Below are 18429 nucleotides of genomic sequence, written 5' to 3'. Positions count from 1 at the left end.
AAACTTATTTAATTCCATTACCATGAAACCAATAATAGAAACAAAAAGATTAATTCTTAGAGAATTTTCAAAAGAAGATGTTGAAGCAGTTTATGAATTTAATTCCAATGATGAAATTCATAAATACACAGGTGATGAAATAATTAAAACAACAAAAAGAGCTCAAGAAATTATTGAACAGATTTGGTTGAAAGATTATGAAAAATATGGTTATGGCAGATGGGCTGTTATCTATAAACCTGATAATAAAATAATTGGTTTTGCAGGTCTTAAATTTCTTCCTGAAATAAATGAAACAGATATTGGGTATAGATTTCTTCCAAAATATTGGGGAATGGGAATTGCCTCTGAAGTTTCAGAAAAAATATTAGAATATGGGTTTAAAAATCTTAATCTTAAAAGAATTATAGGTATTGCAATGCCAGAAAATATAGGTTCTTGGAAAGTTCTTGAAAAAATAGGTTTAAGTTTTTATAAAATAGATGAATATGATGGCGATGGAAAAAAATATAATTGGTATCAGATATACAAAGAAACTTTTTATAAAATTAATGAATAAAATATTCCAATCTATAAGAATACAAATATTTAATAGAACCTTTATTCTGTTAAAGAAAGACCGATTTTGTGTTTTTAAAAAAATATGAGTATTGAAAAGAGGAAAGATTTTTTGACAGAATGAAATATAAAAAAGAGAAGTTTTACCTTCTCTTTTTTAATCTTACAAATCAAATTTATTTTAATTGTAAATTATCAAATCAGAAATAGTTGCATACGCTTTAATTCCACCTTCAAATGATGCTAAAACGGTCAACTTTTTTTCTAAAGCTACAAGAACAAATTTTTCTAAATTTTCAGGAACAACAACAGTATAAGAGTTTGATTCACCATCTGGATAAAAATTTGCAATTATTTTCCCATATCCTGTTCCAATACAACCAAATTTCCCCCATGGTCTATTTTTATTAGAACTTCCAACTGTCTGATTTACTTGAGGAATTACCTCTTGAATAGAATTTTTCATTTTTACACATTTTTAAATTTCTTACTCTTTTCAATATAGGCTTTTCAGATACCGCCTTTGAAATCAAAAATCGATAGTAGCTACGTTTAATATTTATTTTGCTTTTGATTACATTACAAATTTCTATAGAAGTTGGAATATTTTTTAGAGTATAAATACTCCATTTTTCAAAATCAATTCAAAATATTTGGATGTTGTGTCTTTGTAGATTTAAATCGTCAATTATTAACTCACTGATAAAAACAATCTTCACACCTTGTATAATCTAAATATTATCAAAATAAAAATTGACTTTATTAGATATAAATGATATTTTTAATAGAAGGATCAAAAATGTGTGATGATGAGTAGAAAGGTAAAAATAATTATTTCTTTTATTGTAATCTTATGTAATGTAAGTTGCGATCAATTTACTAAAGAAAAAGCCAGAGCTGAAATTTTAAATAATGAAACAATCCATGTTTTTAGTGATCATTTTATTCTTACAAAAGTTGAAAATACTGGAGCAGCACTTAGCATTGGAAAAGATTTGAGTCCTATACCTAAAATAATATTTTTACAAATTTTTCCTATTGTAGTTTTACTCTTAATGTTTGTTTACATTATAAGTGACAACAAAATTTCAAAACTAAACTTAATCGGAATTTCTTTTATAATCGGTGGTGGATTTGGAAATATTTATGATCGTGTGTTATACAATTCCGTTACAGATTTTATGTATATCCAATTTGGAAGTTTACACACAGGTATTTTCAACATGGCTGATGTTTCTGTCTCTATCGGAACTTTACTTCTTCTTTCTAATTTAATATTTATTAAAATAGAACAAAAAAGCATAGAAAAAACTAGTTTCTAAATAATCGATATTTAAAATAAAAAAAGGCTGTCTAATATTTTAGACAGCCTTCTTTTTTATTGTTCATATGAAAAAAGAGAAGGATCATAACCTTCCGTAGCAAATGTAAAATTCGGTGGAATCACATCTGTTCTTAAATGTTTTATCGCTTGATATTCTGGTGAATTCCAAAAACGCATTAAATGCTCCATAGATGGAAATTTAAATACTGTTAAACGAGCATCTTTTTTCCACTCTCCTTCAAAATGAATTAAATTTTGGTCCGTATGTCCAGCTATAATCAACTCTCCTCCTTCTCGTTCAATTATTGCATGGGCTGCTTCTCCATATGGCATTAAAGATCCGTGACCTTCTGGCATAAATGAACTTCCTATAAAATATGCTGGTATTATTTTTTTTGAATTTTCCATTTCTTTTAGTTTTAAAATTAATAATTCAAAATTACCAACAATCAAACATAGTTTTAATATACTTTTCTATGATTTAAAAGTAAAATACTATGTTTTTAATTTTACAGTTTGTCAATAAGTTTATTCATTAATGCTTCCCATTGCTTTTGTATAACTTCAAAATAATCACTCTCCACTCCTACTGCAACACTTGGATAAACCACATCAACGTTTAAGTTTTTGATTTTCTCCAAACTATTCTTCAATTCTTCTTTGTTTCCTCCATCTTGTTTTACAACTAATGTTCTGTAATTTCCATTATCGCTATATAAAGTATCTGCTAAAAACAGATGATTTTTACCTGACGAAGATTGGTAATAATAACACAAACTGGAATCGGTATGACCAGGAGTTGGAATAACAAGAACATTTCCAATAGTTGAAATATTTTCTTTAGAATCAAAAGAAATATCTAATTCTGTAATTCCTGAAAGATATCTTTTTAAATTAGGATGCCCTGCCAATTTTAATGAAAATCGTTTTTTGTTTTCACTTAAAGATTCATCTACTTCGTGACAATGACTTAAAAATTGAAAATCAATTCCTCCTAGTTTTTCAATCTCTTTAAAATCATCTTCGAGTTTTGTATTGTAAAAAAGGATGTTTCCCTCTGGAGTTCTTAAAAAATAAGCTTTGATACTAAGTGTTCCAAATTGTCTTCCATTTCCTCCTTGCCAAATATCTGGAAAAATCTGCTTCATAATCTTTTGTTTAAAATTCAAAATTAGATAGAATTCACTATAAGAAGATAATCCTTTTTTAGGTTAAAATAGTAGAAATTTAGGTTAAATGATTTTTGATTAATTCTTTTTTTCTTTGAAAGCCTTTGGATTTACACCTGTAAGATTTTTAAAATATTTTGTAAAATTCGAACTCTCTTCAAAACCTAATTCAAAAGCAATTTCAGCAATTGTAGCATTGGATTGTTTCAATAAAGATTTTGCTTCTAGAATAACATAGTCGTCAATAATTTGTTTTGTAGTTTTTCCAGTTACTTTTTTCACACATTCGGAAAGATAAACTACACTCAAGTTTAATTGCTCTGCATAAAAAGCTATTTTTCTATTTTTCTTTTTAGTGTTTTTTACCAAATTTTCAAATTTAAAAGTAATTTCTTCGGCTCTAGATTGTATATAACGAATTTTCTCTGGATTCTTTATTTCTCTTTTAATTGTAAAAAGTAAAATATTCAAAAATGACTTTAAAAACTCCACAGAATCTTCCTTTTCTTCTTGATATTCTTCATAGATTTTTCGCATTTGTGCTTCAATCTCATTTCTAAATTCCACAGAAAGTTTATAGCTAGCTTTTGTATTTCGATTATAAAAAGGAAAATTATCGTAAATATTAAAAACATCTGTAGCAAAAGGTAAAAATTCAGGTTTGAATAAAATCATAAAACTACATTTATCTTTTTCTTCTATGATTGAATTTAGCTGCCAATCTGCAATTTGTCTTGGAGATACAAATGTCAAATTAAAATCTTTTACATTTTCTGATTTATCATCTACAGAAACGATTGCGTCATATCCATAAGAAAATGAAATTTCAAAATAATTATGAGAATGTGGTGTATCATAATCTGGGTTAGGAATTTTGTCTTCAAACTTTACAATATAAAAATCCGAATATTTAGTTGTTGGTACATTTATATTTATCAAAAAATCGTTAATATCACTATAATAATAAACCTGCTTCATAAATCTTTATTTTTCTATCTACAAAGTAAAATATTTAATTTTAAAAAGCAGTCTAAAAATCTTTAGATTCCTTTTTTAATAGTTTTGATTTCAATTATATTTGAGAATCGTTTTCTATGAAAACTAACAATTAACCAAATTAAAAAATATGAAATTAGGAGCGTTTTCAATCAGCTTAACTGTAAAAGATTTACAAAAATCAAAAGAGTTTTATGAAAAATTAGGTTTCTCTACTATCGGAGGAAGTGAAGAAATGAATTATTTAATACTAAAAAATAATAATGCAATCATCGGTTTATTTCAAGGAATGTTTGACAAAAATATTATAACATTTAATCCCGGTTTTGATGAAAGTGGAAATACTTTAGATTCTTTTGAAGATGTTAGAGAAATTCAGAAAAACTTAAAGAAAAACAATATCAAACTTGATTCTGAAGCTGATGAAACTACAAGTGGTCCAGCTCATATCACGCTTACGGATCCGGATGGAAATCAAATTTTAATTGATCAGCATGTTTAGTATTTTTTTTTAATAAACTCTAAACTTTAGAAGTTTTGGGAGTCCAACTGCTTAAAACTGCACCTGAAAAAAGTAAAATACCTCCTAAAACTTCTAAGCTATTTAGCTCTACCAATTGAATTGGTGTTTCTCCGAAAAAATTATAAATATAAATTAACAACACGGTTAGAAAAGGAGATATAGCAAGAATCACACTCACCTTCCCAGCATCTATATATTTGAAAGCTTGAATGAAAAGTGTATAAGTATAAAGTGTTGCAATCACAGCGATAGAAATCAGAATCCAAATTCTAGAATCGAAAGATGAAATATGACCAAATTTCACAAAAGGAAGAAGAAAAATAGAAGTACACAGAAAAGTAAAAAGATTCAAATTACAAGGTGGAATCTCTTTTTTCACTAATACTTTTTGAGTTAAAGCATAAACTGCCCAACAAAGTTCTGCTAAAATTAAATTTAGCATTCCAAAATTAAAATGCTTCGAATCTACTTGTGAAAAAGTTTGATTGAAATAAAGTATAATTCCAATAAGAACGAGAACAAAACCATATTTTTGCGTTTTTGCGACACTCTCTCGTAGAAATAAAATTCCACCAGCAATTACAAATAAATCTCCGGAAAGCTCCATCATTGCAACGAAATCTGGAAACAATTCAGAAATAGCATGATATAAAAAAACAATATTTCCAAGTTGCGCAAGACTTGAAATAAGAATCATTTTATAATTCTTTTTAAGCCTTTGTTTATCAAAATTAAATCCTTTTGTCATCAATAAAAAACCAATCATCGCAATAGAATATTGAATCCAAATAACGGTTAAAACATCTATTTTGTCTAAACCTAGTTTTACAACTATTAACTCTACTCCTATTAATATCGCTGTTAGAAATGAAAAACTGATTCCTTTGATTTCGTTTTTTGTCATTTTTATTTTTTGTTTAAAATACAAATTCTTGAAGAATAATTATAAAGAGGTTTTGTATTTTTATTATTCAAAATAAATTCAAAAAATGACACTTACTGGTTTTACATTACAAATAAAAAATCCTGAAAAAACGATCCAATTCTACACGGAAATTTTAGGAATGCAACTTTTAAAAGAAGAAAAAAAGGAAAATATAATTTTCTATGATTTGAGTTTTCCTAATAATTCTTTTGTTATTCAATTAAAATTTGATGAGAAAAATAAAGACATAAATTACCAACAAAATTCTATTGATAATTATTGGAAATATAGTCTGTTTGTAAAAGATATTATTCGAGTTTATGAGCAATTACAAAAAATGGATTATCCAATTGGCGAACCTTTTCAATTTGGAAAAATTGGTTATTTATCACATACGCAAGATATAGAAAATCACCAAATTGAGTTTATCCAAACTAGCTTTAAAGAGAATACAAAACCAACAGAAGAAGACAATCAATTTTTCTTGAAAGAACCTCCTATTTTAGGCTTATTGACGATAAGAACTAAAGATCCTGTAAAAACTATTCAACTTTATGAAAATTTATTTGACATGAAACTTTTTGTACGAATGTATGTAGATCGAGGAAATGGTTTTACGCTTTATTTTTTAGGAAATAAAAATTTAGAAGCTCCAAGTTCAGATATTGATGTGATTGAAAATAGAGAATGGATGTATCAGCAAAATCATCTTTTTGTGGAAATTCAATATTATTGGGAAAGTGAATTAGACTCTTCTTTTGATTTAAAACATAAAGAAAAAGAAGGGTTACAAACAATAAACTTTAAAGGAAATACGGAACAACTTCTTTTAAAACTAGAAAAACTTGGCATCTCTTATGAGAAAAATGAAGATTCTATCTCTTTTAAATCTTATGACGACCATGTTTTTGAAGTTGCCCCCTTTTAAATAGAATAATAATAAATTATTTTTTTAATAATTTAATTATATAAGATATCCTTTTTTAACATATATTTGCCGCATATTACAATTTAACACAAATTAAAATGAAAAAGAACTTTTTATCAAAAGTTGCTAGCTTGGCTTTATTAGCCTTTGTATTAGTTTTTACATCTTGTAAGGACGATGATGAAGATCAGTACACTGGTCCATTTAATGGTTCAATCGACTCTGTTGAGAATTTTTACAACCAAGACATTGTAAATGTTTTAAATTCATTTGATTTCCCAATCAATACAGGAGATACTCCTCCAAACATCGAAGGAGCGTATTATTGTTCTCCGTTGGTTTTAGAAAGTAGTAATATTCCTACAGATTATGTTGGAAATGTCTTTTTAGATTATGAATTCACCGTAAGTAATCAAAATACTGGAGATTTGACTATTGATTTTGAAGGGGAACATACTGGTGGTAGTCAAGTAGATTTTGGGACTGGTACATTTATTTCTGGAAATGGAAATGATTTCACAGTTTATTTAAAACTTACTTCTCAAATTGGAAGTACGCCAGCTGAATCAGCTATGGTTCTTTCTGGTACAATAGCAGAAGATGGAATTGAAAATTTAGAGTATGCATTATTAATGATTGATAATAATGGAAATCCTGAAGGAGTTTATATTCCAAATAATGGAGGAAGACATATTGTAGATTATGATGGTTTTTCTGAATCTATTACTGCTGAAGCTTCAAGAGATAAAAATCAAGAAGGAAAATTTTTCTTTGGAAAATAAGAAAATATTATATTTTTTAACTTTAAAAAAGGAGCTTAAAAGCTCCTTTTTTTATTTTCCATATATCTAAAAAATTAAACTAAAAAATCCCTGAAGCCATTACAACTCCAAGGATTCTAATACAAAACACTTAACTATTTATTACTAAAAAAATTATTTATTCTTTAGATCTAAAGCTTTTTCAATGGTTTCCCAATTCACGATTTTAAAATTTTGAATTGTTGCTTTTCCATTTTCAATATTTGTTCCATCCTGAATTACCATAAAACCTTTTGGATATAAAGTACCAAATGCGTGACTTGAAACATCTATTCCGTCTGTGTCGTTTGTTCCGTCTACTTTTGCTCCATCTTTCAGCATAAAACTCCCTAGATATTGATTCGAAATTCTGTCAAAAATCGCATATGAATTATTTCCTTGAGAAGATAAAATAACATAACCTTTACCATCACCTGAATCATAAAGTGTTACCCCTTCGAAATCTGCTTTCATATTTGTGTCTTTCACACGAATAATTCGTACTCTTTCTTCCGTATTAGTTGGCTCAGCTGGATATTTCCAAAGTGCTTTTTCTTCTTCTCCTACATATAAAATTCCATAATAATCATCTGCAACCATTCCTTCACATTGACTTCCTACAGAAATTGTTCTCATGATTTTTCCAGAAATTTCATTTCCTTTTTCAAAAAGCTCCCATTGCTCTATTTTTCCTTTTTTACTAACGATAAAAGCGTAAGTCTTCTCTGAAGTAGGATTTTGATATAAACAAAAACCGTAAACTTCTTTTAAATTTGAAACCAAATCTTTAGAACCAACTTCTTTTAATTCACGTGTTTCAGGGTTTACAATCATTACTGTAATTCCATTAAAACTTCTATTAGATGCAGCTACGATAGCTACTTTTTTATTTTGAAATGGAAAATTATAACGAATATCTACATTATTCACTCTCCCAACTGGATAACGAAATAATTCTTTTCCGTTAATATCATACACAAATAATCCGTGTTTTTTATCGGTTCCGATAATTGTAGATTCCATTTCGTTTTTAGGATTCACCCAAATACAAGGATCATCTGCCGCATCTTCCTCTGAATGTACCGGCATCGTTTCTGCAGATGCTTCAATACTTACAAATGGTTTTGTTTCCATATTTGTTTGTTCAATTTGTTTTGGAGCTTTACATCCCACTGCTCCAATCAGTGCAATAAAAATTAATCTTTTCAACATGTTATTTCATTCTTTTAAATATTTTTTTCATCGCAATTTTTTCTGAATTCGTTTATACTTTTTTGCCAAAACTAGGAGTTTCATCTGATGTTTATTAATGATGAAGGAAAAATTTTCAGCATAGCCTTAGCTATGGTTAAAAATTTTTACAAGTCAATAATGAACATGCTTGAAACGAATTTTGAGTTAAAAAGTTTAAATGAGTTCTCTTTTAAACTTTATCAAAATTAATTTTATAGAAAACAAGACGGAGCTAAATAGAACCAACAACACTAAAAAACAATGGATTTTTCAACCCCGCTAATCTTCTATCTAAAAATAATTATGACTTTTCTATTGAACATAATAACACATATCTCTTATCCATTTTCAAAAGAAATATGCATCACATGTTTTTAATTAAAATTCAAATTTTAACCCAGCAGTCCAGTTAATTCCGTAATATTCTGCTTGTTTTGTTTGAGACTTGATTCCTTGATAATATCTTAAAGGTTGGTTTGTTAAGTTTCTTGCTGCAACAAAAACTCTCCATTTTTTATTGAAAACATAAGAACCATTTACATCCAAGAATAATTGCTGATCATAATAAGCATCTTCAAAAGTATCATCTCCATATTCGTCAATATAACTTCCCGTCAGATTTGTCGAAACTCTTAAAGAAAGTTTTTTCGTTTCGTAAGATAAAGATCCGTTGAACATATTTCTCGCAGCTCCTTCTAAAGGTAATTTTTCATCTCTTCCTTCTACTCCATCAGCTTCTGTTTCAGTATAAGTATAATTCGCATACACATGTAAATTCTTTAAGAAACTTGGTAAAAAATTTAATTGACGTTGAATTGCAAATTCAAAACCATAAACTTTTGCTTTATCTCCATTTCTTTGTTGGTAGTATTCAAATAATTCTCCGTCAAATCCTTGAACACTTACATCATCTTTTGTGTATGTATATTTCCAATTATCTAAACTTTTAAAGAACGCTCCTCCACTAATTACTCCAACAGATTTGAAATAATGCTCCGCCATAAAGTCAAAATTCATTGCTTCTGTTGCTTCAAGATTTGGATTTCCTTCAATAATTTCTAAATCATCTGAATTGATATTTTGATAAGGAACTAAATCATAATAATCTGGTCTTGCTAAACTATTTGTAAAAGCTAAACGTAAAATCGTATTTGGATTTAAAGAATATCTAAATTGTAAGTTTGGCATCACATTCGTGTACGATTTTTCTGCGCTTAAAATTGTTGCATCTTCGATAGACTCTGCTTCTTCTACATCTACACTATATCCTTCATAATCTACTTTTGTAGCTTCAACTCTCACTCCAAAAAGCACTTGTAATTTCTTTCCAAAATTCTGAGTCAACATTGCATATGCAGCATTTACTTGTTCGTTTGCTTTATAATTTTCTGGTAAAAACTCATCAATTACAAATTCTCTTTCAAATTTTGATTCATCATATAAATCTAAATTTCCTAAAAATTCTGTATTTGTAAAATTACCTACTTGGTATTCTGAACCAGGATAAAAATCTTTGTTCGATTCGTTTGATAAAGGAACTCCTCCCATATTTTCTAACAATCCTTCTTCCGCATCAATCGGAGAATATTCGTAGAAAACATTATCTCTCATTTTTTCCTTTTTCTTGTATTTATATCCAAATTTCAATTTATTTTCATAAGCTCCTTCTGTGATTAAAGGCAATCTGAAATTAGCCATGAAATCTGTATTTGTTTCTTTTGTATTTTTAAATTCTTCAGAAATTTCATCTAATTCAAATTCATCAGGATTGTTTGCTTCTGTTCCTGTAATAATTGGGAATTTATTTCTGCTATAATTCACATTAAAAGTACTAGCATCTTGCTCCGACTCATAAGTAATGTATCGCTCATTTGGTCTTTCTTCTTTTGCTTCTGAAATAGCAGCTTTCCAATCAAATTCTAAGCTTGAGAAAAATAAATGCTCTCCTCCGATTGCAGCTTTCATCAATCTTTGATCTTCCAATCTTCTATAATCATTATCTCCAACTCCTCCTTTTGTTTGTCTTTTTACTTTTCTAAAAAGCTCTCCAGAATCTTCATCTTCCTCTTCTTCTCCAATTTTAAACTTAAAACGATTTTCAAAATCATTTCTTTGGTTATAAATTGAGTTGATATAAATCGTATGATTGTTTGAGAATTTATAATCTAAGTTTAAAGCCATAGACTGACGAACTCTTTTTACATCATATTTTCTGATTTCTTGTTCTTTGATAAATGGTGTTGAACCTTCATCTTCACGATCCCATTCAAACTCTACATTATCCGACCCATAATCATTTGAGAAATAAACTCCATTTAAAACAATTCCTAATTTATTATCGAAAACTCTTCCTGCAACTAAAGCTGAAGTATTGATTATATTTTTTCCTCCACGATTATTTTGACCTAAACCAGCAACCGCCGAAGCCCTAAATTTATTTGGAGCTCTTTTCGTAACTAAGTTCACCGAACCTCCAATCGCATCTGCTTCCATATCTGGCGTTAATGCTTTGTTTACTTCGATTGTTTGGATCATGTCTGCAGGAATTAAATCTAACTGAACTCTACGATTATCTCCTTCAGCAGACGGAATTCTGTCTCCATTTAAAGTAATAGAATTTAACTGTGGAGCCAAACCTCTAATAATGATATCTCTTGCTTCTCCTTGATCATTTTGTACAGCAATCCCTGGAATTCTCTTGATTGCATCTCCAATATTTTCATCTGGAAACTTCTCTGTCTGATCTGCAGAAACGATATTTGTTATATTTAAATTTGTCTTTTGTTGGTTTAACGCTTTCGCTTGTCCTTTTGCACTTGCACTTGCAAGAATTACCTCATCTAAACTATTTAATGCTGGAACTAATTGAAAATCTAATTCTTTTGTCTGATTATTTTCTAGCGTAATTTTTTCTTCTTTATCTTGATACCCCAAATACTGAACTTTTACAGTATATTCTCCTTCTTTCACATTTAAAAAAAGATAATTTCCATTTACATCTGTCATCGTTCCGATTCCTAGTTCTTCAACCATAACAGCTGCTCCTGGCAATGGATTTTTGTTTTCATCCAAAACGATTCCTCTGATTACTCCTTTCCCATCATTTGCGAAAGTTAATAGAGAAAAACAAAATGCGAAAAGCATTAAGATAAAATTCTTCATTATTTATGTTTTATTTTTGGTTAATTTTGTAGTCAAAAGTATATTTAGCATGAAAAGAAATCCTCAATAGACTATTATCAAACTATTGAGGAATTGTTAATAATCCTTTCGAAATGTTAAAACATACTTAACATAACAGCACTTTTACGTTAAAAAAATGAAATTTAAAATCAAATCTAACTTTCAACCGACTGGTGATCAGCCACAAGCCATTAAACAATTAGTAAATGGGATAGAAAATGGAGAAAAGTATCAAACTTTATTAGGTGTTACTGGTTCGGGTAAAACTTTCACGGTTGCGAATGTAATCCAAAAGGTAGAACGTCCTACTTTGATTTTGGCACATAATAAAACATTAGCTGCACAGCTTTATTCTGAGTTTAAACAATTTTTCCCTGATAATGCTGTAGAATATTTTGTTTCTTATTATGATTATTACCAGCCAGAAGCATTTATTCCTACAACCAATACTTATATTGAAAAAGATTTATCTATCAATGATGAAATCGAAAAGCTTCGTATCAGTGCTTCTTCTTCTCTACTTTCTGGTAGACGCGATGTAATTGTGGTTGCTTCCGTTTCTTGTTTATATGGTATTGGAAACCCGATTGAGTTTAAGAAAAATGTAATTGAAATTGAAGTTGGACAAGAAATTGCTCGAACTCGTTTTTTACATAGTTTGGTTACGAGTTTATATTCGAGAACAGAAACAGAATTGAAAAGTGGATCTTTTAAAGTAAAAGGAGATACAATAACTATTTTCCCTTCTTATGGTGAACATGCATATCGTATTCATTTCTTTGGAGATGAAATTGAAGAAATAGAAAGTTTTGATGTGATAAATAATAGTGTGATTGAAACTTTTGAGCATTTAACTATTTATCCTGCAAATCTTTTCGTGACTTCTCCTGATGTTTTACAAAATGCAATTCATGCAATACAAGAAGATTTGGTAAAACAAGTTGATTATTTCCATGAAATCGGAAGACATTTAGAAGCAAAGCGTTTAAAAGAAAGAACGGAATTTGATTTAGAAATGATTCGTGAGCTTGGTTATTGTGGCGGAATTGAGAATTACTCAAGATATCTGGATGGAAGACCTGAAGGAACTCGACCTTTCTGCTTGTTAGATTATTTCCCTGATGATTATTTGATGGTTATTGATGAATCGCACGTTACAGTTCCACAAGTTCATGCAATGTACGGCGGAGATAGATCGAGAAAAGAAAACTTAGTAGAACATGGTTTCCGTTTACCTTCTGCGATGGACAATAGACCGTTGAAATTCGATGAATTTGAGATGATTCAAAATCAAGTGGTTTATGTGACAGCAACACCTGCGGATTATGAATTGGAAAAAACTGAAGGAATTTATGTAGAACAAGTAATTCGTCCTACTGGGCTTTTAGATCCAATTATTGAAGTTCGTCCGAGTTTGAATCAGATTGATGATTTGATGGAAGAAATTCAGACTAGAGTTGAAAAAGACGAAAGAACGCTTGTTACAACGCTAACAAAAAGAATGGCGGAAGAATTAGCGAAATATCTAACGAAAATACAAATTCGTTGTCGTTATATTCATTCGGATGTGGACACTTTGGAGCGTGTAGAAATCATGCAAGATCTTCGTAAAGGTTTATTTGATGTTTTGATTGGAGTAAACCTTTTAAGAGAAGGATTGGATTTACCTGAAGTTTCTTTAGTTGCAATTCTGGATGCAGACAAAGAAGGTTTCCTTCGTTCGCATCGTTCGTTGACACAAACTATTGGTCGTGCTGCGAGAAATGTAAATGGTTTAGCAATTATGTATGCGGATAAAATCACAAATAGTATGCAAAAAACTATTGATGAAACTAATCGTAGACGTGAAAAACAGATTGCTTATAATGTGAAAAATAATATTGTTCCAAAACAAATTGAAAAAGCAATTGATACTAGTTTAGTGGATAATCATAAAGAATATCAAGAAATTAAAAACTACGAAATTGCTGCAGAATCAGGTGAAGAATATGTAACAAAACCAGGTCTTGAAAAACGAATTCGAGAAGCTCAAAAAGGAATGGAAACTGCTGCGAAAAACTTAGACTTTATCCAAGCTGCAAAATTCCGTGATGAAATTAAAGCTTTGAAAGATCGTTTGGAGGAGTTTAAATAAGATTTAAAGCAGAATAAAAAAACAGAATTTAGAAACCATACTAAATTCTGTTTTTTATTAATCGTTTCTTATTCCAAATTCAATGTTAAAGGAATTGCATATTTTACATTGACATATTCACCGTTATCAAAACCTGGTTCTTCTATTTTTAGAGTAGACAAAACTCTTTGCATTTCTGCATTTAATATTTCGTTTGATCTTCCCGTATCAATATCTTTAATGGTTCCATCTTTTGAAATAGTAAACTTTGTAATGATTTTATAAGTCCCATAATCTAGCCCAGAACTTCCAACATCAAAATTTGAAACCAAATGTGTATGAATAAATTTCTGTAAACATTTTTTAGCAACTTTTTCATTTGGTTCCTCCACACAATCTTTTGATCTTGGACCTTTATCTATTTTATAGTATAAATAATTAGTATCAAATTTCTTCTTTTTATTTTCTTTTCTAAAGTTGTGCTGAATCTTAATTCCTTTTAATTTTTTAGAGTAATCATCCACATTTACATGAAGAAAATCTTTTGTTTTTTGGACTAAATCCTTATCTAACTTTTTTCCTAAACTTAAATCTTTGAATTGAATTAAGATTACATATCTTGTTTTACCATTATATTTATGTTTTTCTTCCTTAATTTTCACGTTTTCTGAATTCCACATTTTTGAAATTTCTGCAACCACTTCCGATTTCGAAACATTATACAATGATTTTACAGCTTCTTCAGCCTTAACAGTATGAATTGTAAGAAATAAAACTACTGTACTTAAAATTTTAGCAATCTTCATATTTTTTAATTATAATTAATTTTCACCAAATATAGAAAATCCGTTTAATTTAAAAAGTAAATCAATCTTTTATAATGATTTTTAAAAGATATCACAGACTATTTATTTTCAATTTATACATCAAAAATTAAAAATATTTACACATAATCAACCTCTATTTAACAAGTTAAATATCAGTGAAATACGAATTAAACACCCCTAAAACCTCTCAAGAGGGGAATAAAAAAAGCAGCATCCTGAAAATCAAAATACTGCTTTTTATGTTTATTACAAACTCTTCTATTCTTCTTTTTGAAAAGTAAACTTTCCTCCTCCTTGATGTAAAACAAAAGTCTTTTTCTCTAAATCAAATACCATTTCAACACCAGCTGGGATAAATTCAAATTTTGTTTCATTTTTTGGAGTAATTGGAAACGCTCCTTGACCTTCGGCTTGTGCCATTATTTCTCCATCTTTTTCATAAATTTCAACTTTGAAAGGCAAATCCTCACTTTTATACTTTCCTAAATACGGCGTTAGATCCTCAATTTTAAATTTAGAAAAATCTGGCAATACTAATTTGTCATTAAAAATAATATCTAAAATTCCGATTAACAAAGGGTTTCTTGCATATTCATAACCATTTAAAACAACAGACAAACCTAAATCTTCTTCTGGATGATACACAGCAACAGAATGCGTTCCGATAGTATCTCCTCCATGTCCATGAGAAACCACTTTCTCATAAAAAACTTGCATCAATCCTAAACCAAAAGGAGCTTTTCCTTCTGCCAACATTTTATCTAAAGATTCTTTTTTGATTAATTCTCCTTGAAATAAAGCTCGAAAAAATTCATTCAATTCCTCGGTTGTAGATACGATATCACCTACTCCTACAATGTTTGGAAAATAAAAATCTTCCACAACTTCCCATTTTCCATCATTCAAAATATAACCTTGCGCTACATGATCCATTTTTGTTTTCTTGTGAAAAACATAAGATTGCGTTTCTTTTAATTTTAATGGTTTTAGGATTTTTTCATTTAAAACTTTATGATATGATTTTTTGTATTTTTTCTCCACAATTTTTGCCAAAAGATAATATGCCGAATTCGAATATTCAAAACCTTCTCTTGGTTCAAAAAGTATTTCTTCTCCCTGAATTCTTTTTAAAATATTTTTCTTTTTTTCTTTTTTCATCAACCAAGTAGAATCCCCATATTGCATGGCAAAATTGTTCAGTCCACTTGTGTGATTCATCATTTGACGAATTGTAATTTTCTCTGAATTTTTAATTTTCGGGAAATAATTTTCTAGTTTTTCATCATAGCTCAATTTTCCTTCTTCTTCCAGCATCGCTAGTAAAACTGCTGTGAACGATTTAGAAATCGATCCCATTTGATAACGTAAAGATTCTGGATTTTCTACTTTTTCTTCCAAGTTTTCATAACCAAAACTTTTACCATAAATTTCTTTACCGTTTTCTGTAATCGAAATTTCTCCAATTCCTTGATTTTCTTTAGAAATATACGCTAAATACTCATCTAGTTTTTGTTTTTTTTCTGGTGTAATTATCTGTTGCGCTATACTATTTTGTACGACCAAAAGCACCAATAATAATGTTATTCTTCTAAGCATAATTTTTATTTTTAAGTTAAAATTTATTTTTGTTTTCTTATTAATTTTGTTTTAAATCTCAGTAATACAAAGGAAACTAGAATGAAAAGAGCTGTCAGAAAATAAAGTCCATTTCCTAAAACTTCTTTAACCTCAGGACCTCCTCCAGTGTGAATTCCAATTGCTCTAAACTCTCCATTTTCTACAAACAATCCTGTCTGATCTGGATGTTGAATTTTATAGTAACTAGTAATTATCAAAAGAATCGAGGAAACATAAATAAGAGAAACAATAAAATTCAGAAAATAAATCGTCATTTTATTCGACACCTTTTTTGTAATAGTATCTGTTTCTTCACTTTTTTCTTCCGAAATATTATCTGAAACATAATTTCTAAAAATCTCCTCTGGTTTCCCTAACTTTTGCAAAATCAAGTTTAAAAAATCATATTCATTTTCTTCTTTTCTCCTGTGATAAGCTTCAAAAATATGTGAGTTAACTTCATTTAAAATTTCATTTCTATCTTCTTCATTCAGCTTTTTTACAACCTTTTTCAACTCTTTTAAATACTTTTCATAAAGCTGAGTGGTTCTTTTTTCTTCAAATTTTATCGATTGCATCTTACTTCTTAATTTTTTTAATTAACCCTTCTAATTCATCCCAATATTTTTGCATACTCTTCAATGTCTCTTCTCCTATTTCCGTCAAAACATAATATTTTCTAGGAATTCCTGTTTCTTGCTCCACCCATTTTGAGTCTACCAATTTTTCTTTTTTCAAACGATTCATCAGCGGATAAATAGTTCCTTCTGCAATTTCAATAGCCGTTTTTTGCTTGATATTTTCTATTAATTCATAACCATAATATTCATTTCCTTTTAAAACATTTAATACAATAAAGGATAATGTTCCCTTTTTCACTTGCGATTTCCATTTATTTATAAATTCTTCGTTCATGAGACAAATATATAATAAAATACATAGTATAACAATGTACTATGATAAAAAAAGTACATCTAACAACAATTTATATTGATTATCAATATTTTAAATAAATTATTTTAGTTGAAATATTTCTTTTTTAAATAATAATGGAATACAACTGGTTCTATAAAAAGTAAAATATAGATTAAATCATCAACCTTGTAAATTGGTAAAATCCCCTTAAAAAGATCTAAAAAAATATGAGATTTCATATACAAATTCAAGGTTAAAAGACCTAGCCAAAGTAGAAATGGAACATAAAAAAACCAAAGTCGTTTTGATTCATTTTTGTAAAGAAAAATAAATGAGTTTAGGATAAGGTTTAAAACAATGATACCAAAAGAAAAAATAATTAATCCAGCGGAAATAAACCTTCCTTTTGTTAATGGTGGATCTATTTCAAAATTAATCGTATAAAGAATTAATAATAATAGTAAGTGTAATAATAATTGTCCCCAGTAAATTTTTCTTAATTGTAATTTCATTTTTTTATTGTGTCATGTGTGGTTTTGAGTGTTTTATTCAAATATTTTGATAAAAACACACCCTTTAACCCCTCTCGAGAGGGGAATTTTGAAAAGTAGTAAAATCTATTAAATCGTGTATTTCTCAACAATATTAAATAATTCCGAAATCTTTTTGATGCTTAATTTTTTATAAATATTCTTTACATGTGTGTTTACAGTATGCTCAGAAATAAAAAGTTTTTCGGAAATATCTTTTTGTGAAAAACCAGAACAAAGCAATTCAATCACCTGTTTTTCTCGTTTAGTTAGTTTTTTAATTTTCTCAAAAATATCTGTTTCAAAAACTACATTTTCTGGCATTGCTAAAAGAGAAAGTGCATATTTTGGTTTTCCATTTTTTTTCCGCAAAATAGTTCTTGTAGTTCCTATCATGTTTTTCCATTCTACATTTTTATGAAGCAATTTATATTTCAAATTTAAATACTTCGAATTGTCTTTTCGGAAAAAAGAAATAGATTCTATAAGTGCGCTATATGTAGAAGTATGAATCGTTTTTAAATAATAAAAATGATCGAAATGTGTAAGCCAGTTATTACTAAAACCATAAAATTCGACCATTTTATTATTCAAACATATGGGTCTGAAATATTCTACATCATGAAGTGTAAGATAGAAATCCGATTTATTCATTTGTGCTACCAATTCTTCTGATTTAATAGTTTCAAAGCGAATTAAATTCTGATTTTCGAGAGATTCTATTAATTGTTCAAGATGCACTTGAAGATTTGTAAAAGTAATTTCTTCGGTCATTTTTTTGTATAAAC

At 28.6% G+C, this 18429-nt stretch carries 19 protein-coding genes; 6 read left to right on the top strand and 13 right to left on the bottom strand.

The features are described from left to right. Positions 1-22 precede the first annotated feature (22 nt). Positions 23-559, top strand: a complete 537-nt coding sequence (locus tag I0K12_RS12250) for a GNAT family N-acetyltransferase (protein WP_196888406.1) — start codon at positions 23-25, stop codon at positions 557-559. 180 nt (positions 560-739) lie between these two features. Here the strand turns inward: I0K12_RS12250 and I0K12_RS12245 are convergent, their stop codons facing one another. Then, positions 740-1024, bottom strand: a complete 285-nt coding sequence (locus I0K12_RS12245; RefSeq protein ID WP_196888405.1) for a hypothetical protein — start codon at positions 1022-1024, stop codon at positions 740-742. A gap of 343 nt (positions 1025-1367) precedes the next feature. Here I0K12_RS12245 and lspA point away from each other — a divergent pair, with 343 nt between their 5' ends. Continuing rightward, positions 1368-1880, top strand: coding sequence for a signal peptidase II (gene lspA / locus I0K12_RS12240; RefSeq protein ID WP_196888404.1), 513 nt, complete (start codon positions 1368-1370; stop codon positions 1878-1880). Between the two features lie 56 nt (positions 1881-1936). Here the strand turns inward: lspA and I0K12_RS12235 are convergent, their stop codons facing one another. The 3 genes from I0K12_RS12235 to I0K12_RS12225 all read right to left on the bottom strand — a co-directional run bounded on the left by I0K12_RS12235 (position 1937) and on the right by I0K12_RS12225 (position 4029). After that, on the bottom strand, positions 1937-2290 hold the full coding sequence (locus I0K12_RS12235; protein WP_196888403.1) for a DUF1330 domain-containing protein: 354 nt from the start codon (positions 2288-2290) through the stop codon (positions 1937-1939). A 101-nt stretch (positions 2291-2391) separates the two neighbouring features. Beyond that, positions 2392-3030, bottom strand: a complete 639-nt coding sequence (locus I0K12_RS12230) for an MBL fold metallo-hydrolase (protein ID WP_196888402.1) — start codon at positions 3028-3030, stop codon at positions 2392-2394. 99 nt (positions 3031-3129) lie between these two features. Beyond that, positions 3130-4029, bottom strand: coding sequence for an AraC family transcriptional regulator (locus I0K12_RS12225; RefSeq protein ID WP_196888401.1), 900 nt, complete (start codon positions 4027-4029; stop codon positions 3130-3132). Positions 4030-4177: 148 nt separating this feature from the next. On the opposite strand from I0K12_RS12225, the gene I0K12_RS12220 reads away from it, so the two are divergent. Then, positions 4178-4549: a VOC family protein gene (locus I0K12_RS12220; RefSeq protein WP_196888400.1), complete on the top strand. Its 372-nt coding sequence runs from the start codon at positions 4178-4180 to the stop codon at positions 4547-4549. Positions 4550-4568: 19 nt separating this feature from the next. Here I0K12_RS12220 and I0K12_RS12215 read toward each other — a convergent pair whose 3' ends face one another. Beyond that, complete coding sequence (locus tag I0K12_RS12215) at positions 4569-5474, bottom strand: DMT family transporter (protein WP_196888399.1); 906 nt, start codon at positions 5472-5474, stop codon at positions 4569-4571. An 85-nt stretch (positions 5475-5559) separates the two neighbouring features. On the opposite strand from I0K12_RS12215, the gene I0K12_RS12210 reads away from it, so the two are divergent. Further along, a complete protein-coding gene (locus I0K12_RS12210) occupies positions 5560-6423 on the top strand; it encodes a VOC family protein (protein WP_196888398.1) in 864 nt (287 codons plus the stop codon). Positions 6424-6521: 98 nt separating this feature from the next. Continuing rightward, positions 6522-7205, top strand: a complete 684-nt coding sequence (locus I0K12_RS12205; RefSeq protein ID WP_196888397.1) for a hypothetical protein — start codon at positions 6522-6524, stop codon at positions 7203-7205. Between the two features lie 153 nt (positions 7206-7358). Here the strand turns inward: I0K12_RS12205 and I0K12_RS12200 are convergent, their stop codons facing one another. Together I0K12_RS12200 and I0K12_RS12195 are read right to left on the bottom strand one after the other, a co-directional pair. Further along, complete coding sequence (locus I0K12_RS12200; RefSeq protein ID WP_196888396.1) at positions 7359-8435, bottom strand: phytase; 1077 nt, start codon at positions 8433-8435, stop codon at positions 7359-7361. Between the two features lie 399 nt (positions 8436-8834). After that, complete coding sequence (locus tag I0K12_RS12195; RefSeq protein ID WP_196888395.1) at positions 8835-11618, bottom strand: TonB-dependent receptor; 2784 nt, start codon at positions 11616-11618, stop codon at positions 8835-8837. A 157-nt stretch (positions 11619-11775) separates the two neighbouring features. Here I0K12_RS12195 and uvrB point away from each other — a divergent pair, with 157 nt between their 5' ends. Next, the gene (gene uvrB, locus I0K12_RS12190; protein WP_196888394.1) at positions 11776-13773 is read left to right on the top strand and encodes an excinuclease ABC subunit UvrB; all 1998 of its coding nucleotides are present in this window, start codon (positions 11776-11778) and stop codon (positions 13771-13773) included. A 68-nt stretch (positions 13774-13841) separates the two neighbouring features. Here the strand turns inward: uvrB and I0K12_RS12185 are convergent, their stop codons facing one another. From I0K12_RS12185 to I0K12_RS12160, 6 genes are all read right to left on the bottom strand, one after another. Then, entirely contained in the window at positions 13842-14558 is a 717-nt protein-coding gene (locus tag I0K12_RS12185) for a hypothetical protein (protein WP_196888393.1), read from the bottom strand. Positions 14559-14837: 279 nt separating this feature from the next. Continuing rightward, on the bottom strand, positions 14838-16175 hold the full coding sequence (locus I0K12_RS12180; RefSeq protein ID WP_196888392.1) for a serine hydrolase domain-containing protein: 1338 nt from the start codon (positions 16173-16175) through the stop codon (positions 14838-14840). 23 nt (positions 16176-16198) lie between these two features. Continuing rightward, positions 16199-16774 (bottom strand): HAAS signaling domain-containing protein, encoded by a 576-nt coding sequence (locus I0K12_RS12175; RefSeq protein ID WP_196888391.1) that lies wholly within the window; start codon positions 16772-16774, stop codon positions 16199-16201. Between the two features lies 1 nt (position 16775). Further along, positions 16776-17111, bottom strand: coding sequence for a PadR family transcriptional regulator (locus I0K12_RS12170; RefSeq protein WP_196888390.1), 336 nt, complete (start codon positions 17109-17111; stop codon positions 16776-16778). 104 nt (positions 17112-17215) lie between these two features. Beyond that, entirely contained in the window at positions 17216-17623 is a 408-nt protein-coding gene (locus I0K12_RS12165) for a hypothetical protein (RefSeq protein WP_196888389.1), read from the bottom strand. A 108-nt stretch (positions 17624-17731) separates the two neighbouring features. After that, a complete protein-coding gene (locus tag I0K12_RS12160; protein WP_231372755.1) occupies positions 17732-18415 on the bottom strand; it encodes a response regulator transcription factor in 684 nt (227 codons plus the stop codon). Positions 18416-18429 lie beyond the last annotated feature (14 nt).

The sequence above is a fragment of the Aureivirga sp. CE67 genome (assembly GCF_015767245.1).
Taxonomy (GTDB): Bacteria; Bacteroidota; Bacteroidia; order Flavobacteriales; family Flavobacteriaceae; genus Aureivirga.
Note: the sequence above shows the minus strand (reverse complement) of the source record. Positions and strands in the feature narration are given on the sequence as shown.

Coding starts and splice junctions, on each gene's coding strand:
- I0K12_RS12170 (WP_196888390.1), bottom strand. CDS start 17,111: ATGAACGAAGAATTTATAAATAAATGGAAATCGCAAGTGAAAAAGGGA.
- lspA (WP_196888404.1), top strand. CDS start 1,368: ATGAGTAGAAAGGTAAAAATAATTATTTCTTTTATTGTAATCTTATGT.
- I0K12_RS12250 (WP_196888406.1), top strand. CDS start 23: ATGAAACCAATAATAGAAACAAAAAGATTAATTCTTAGAGAATTTTCA.
- I0K12_RS12200 (WP_196888396.1), bottom strand. CDS start 8,435: ATGTTGAAAAGATTAATTTTTATTGCACTGATTGGAGCAGTGGGATGT.
- I0K12_RS12225 (WP_196888401.1), bottom strand. CDS start 4,029: ATGAAGCAGGTTTATTATTATAGTGATATTAACGATTTTTTGATAAAT.
- I0K12_RS12230 (WP_196888402.1), bottom strand. CDS start 3,030: ATGAAGCAGATTTTTCCAGATATTTGGCAAGGAGGAAATGGAAGACAA.
- I0K12_RS12175 (WP_196888391.1), bottom strand. CDS start 16,774: ATGCAATCGATAAAATTTGAAGAAAAAAGAACCACTCAGCTTTATGAA.
- I0K12_RS12165 (WP_196888389.1), bottom strand. CDS start 17,623: ATGAAATTACAATTAAGAAAAATTTACTGGGGACAATTATTATTACAC.
- I0K12_RS12185 (WP_196888393.1), bottom strand. CDS start 14,558: ATGAAGATTGCTAAAATTTTAAGTACAGTAGTTTTATTTCTTACAATT.
- I0K12_RS12180 (WP_196888392.1), bottom strand. CDS start 16,175: ATGCTTAGAAGAATAACATTATTATTGGTGCTTTTGGTCGTACAAAAT.
- I0K12_RS12245 (WP_196888405.1), bottom strand. CDS start 1,024: ATGAAAAATTCTATTCAAGAGGTAATTCCTCAAGTAAATCAGACAGTT.
- I0K12_RS12205 (WP_196888397.1), top strand. CDS start 6,522: ATGAAAAAGAACTTTTTATCAAAAGTTGCTAGCTTGGCTTTATTAGCC.
- I0K12_RS12160 (WP_231372755.1), bottom strand. CDS start 18,415: ATGACCGAAGAAATTACTTTTACAAATCTTCAAGTGCATCTTGAACAA.
- I0K12_RS12195 (WP_196888395.1), bottom strand. CDS start 11,618: ATGAAGAATTTTATCTTAATGCTTTTCGCATTTTGTTTTTCTCTATTA.
- uvrB (WP_196888394.1), top strand. CDS start 11,776: ATGAAATTTAAAATCAAATCTAACTTTCAACCGACTGGTGATCAGCCA.
- I0K12_RS12220 (WP_196888400.1), top strand. CDS start 4,178: ATGAAATTAGGAGCGTTTTCAATCAGCTTAACTGTAAAAGATTTACAA.
- I0K12_RS12210 (WP_196888398.1), top strand. CDS start 5,560: ATGACACTTACTGGTTTTACATTACAAATAAAAAATCCTGAAAAAACG.
- I0K12_RS12235 (WP_196888403.1), bottom strand. CDS start 2,290: ATGGAAAATTCAAAAAAAATAATACCAGCATATTTTATAGGAAGTTCA.
- I0K12_RS12215 (WP_196888399.1), bottom strand. CDS start 5,474: ATGACAAAAAACGAAATCAAAGGAATCAGTTTTTCATTTCTAACAGCG.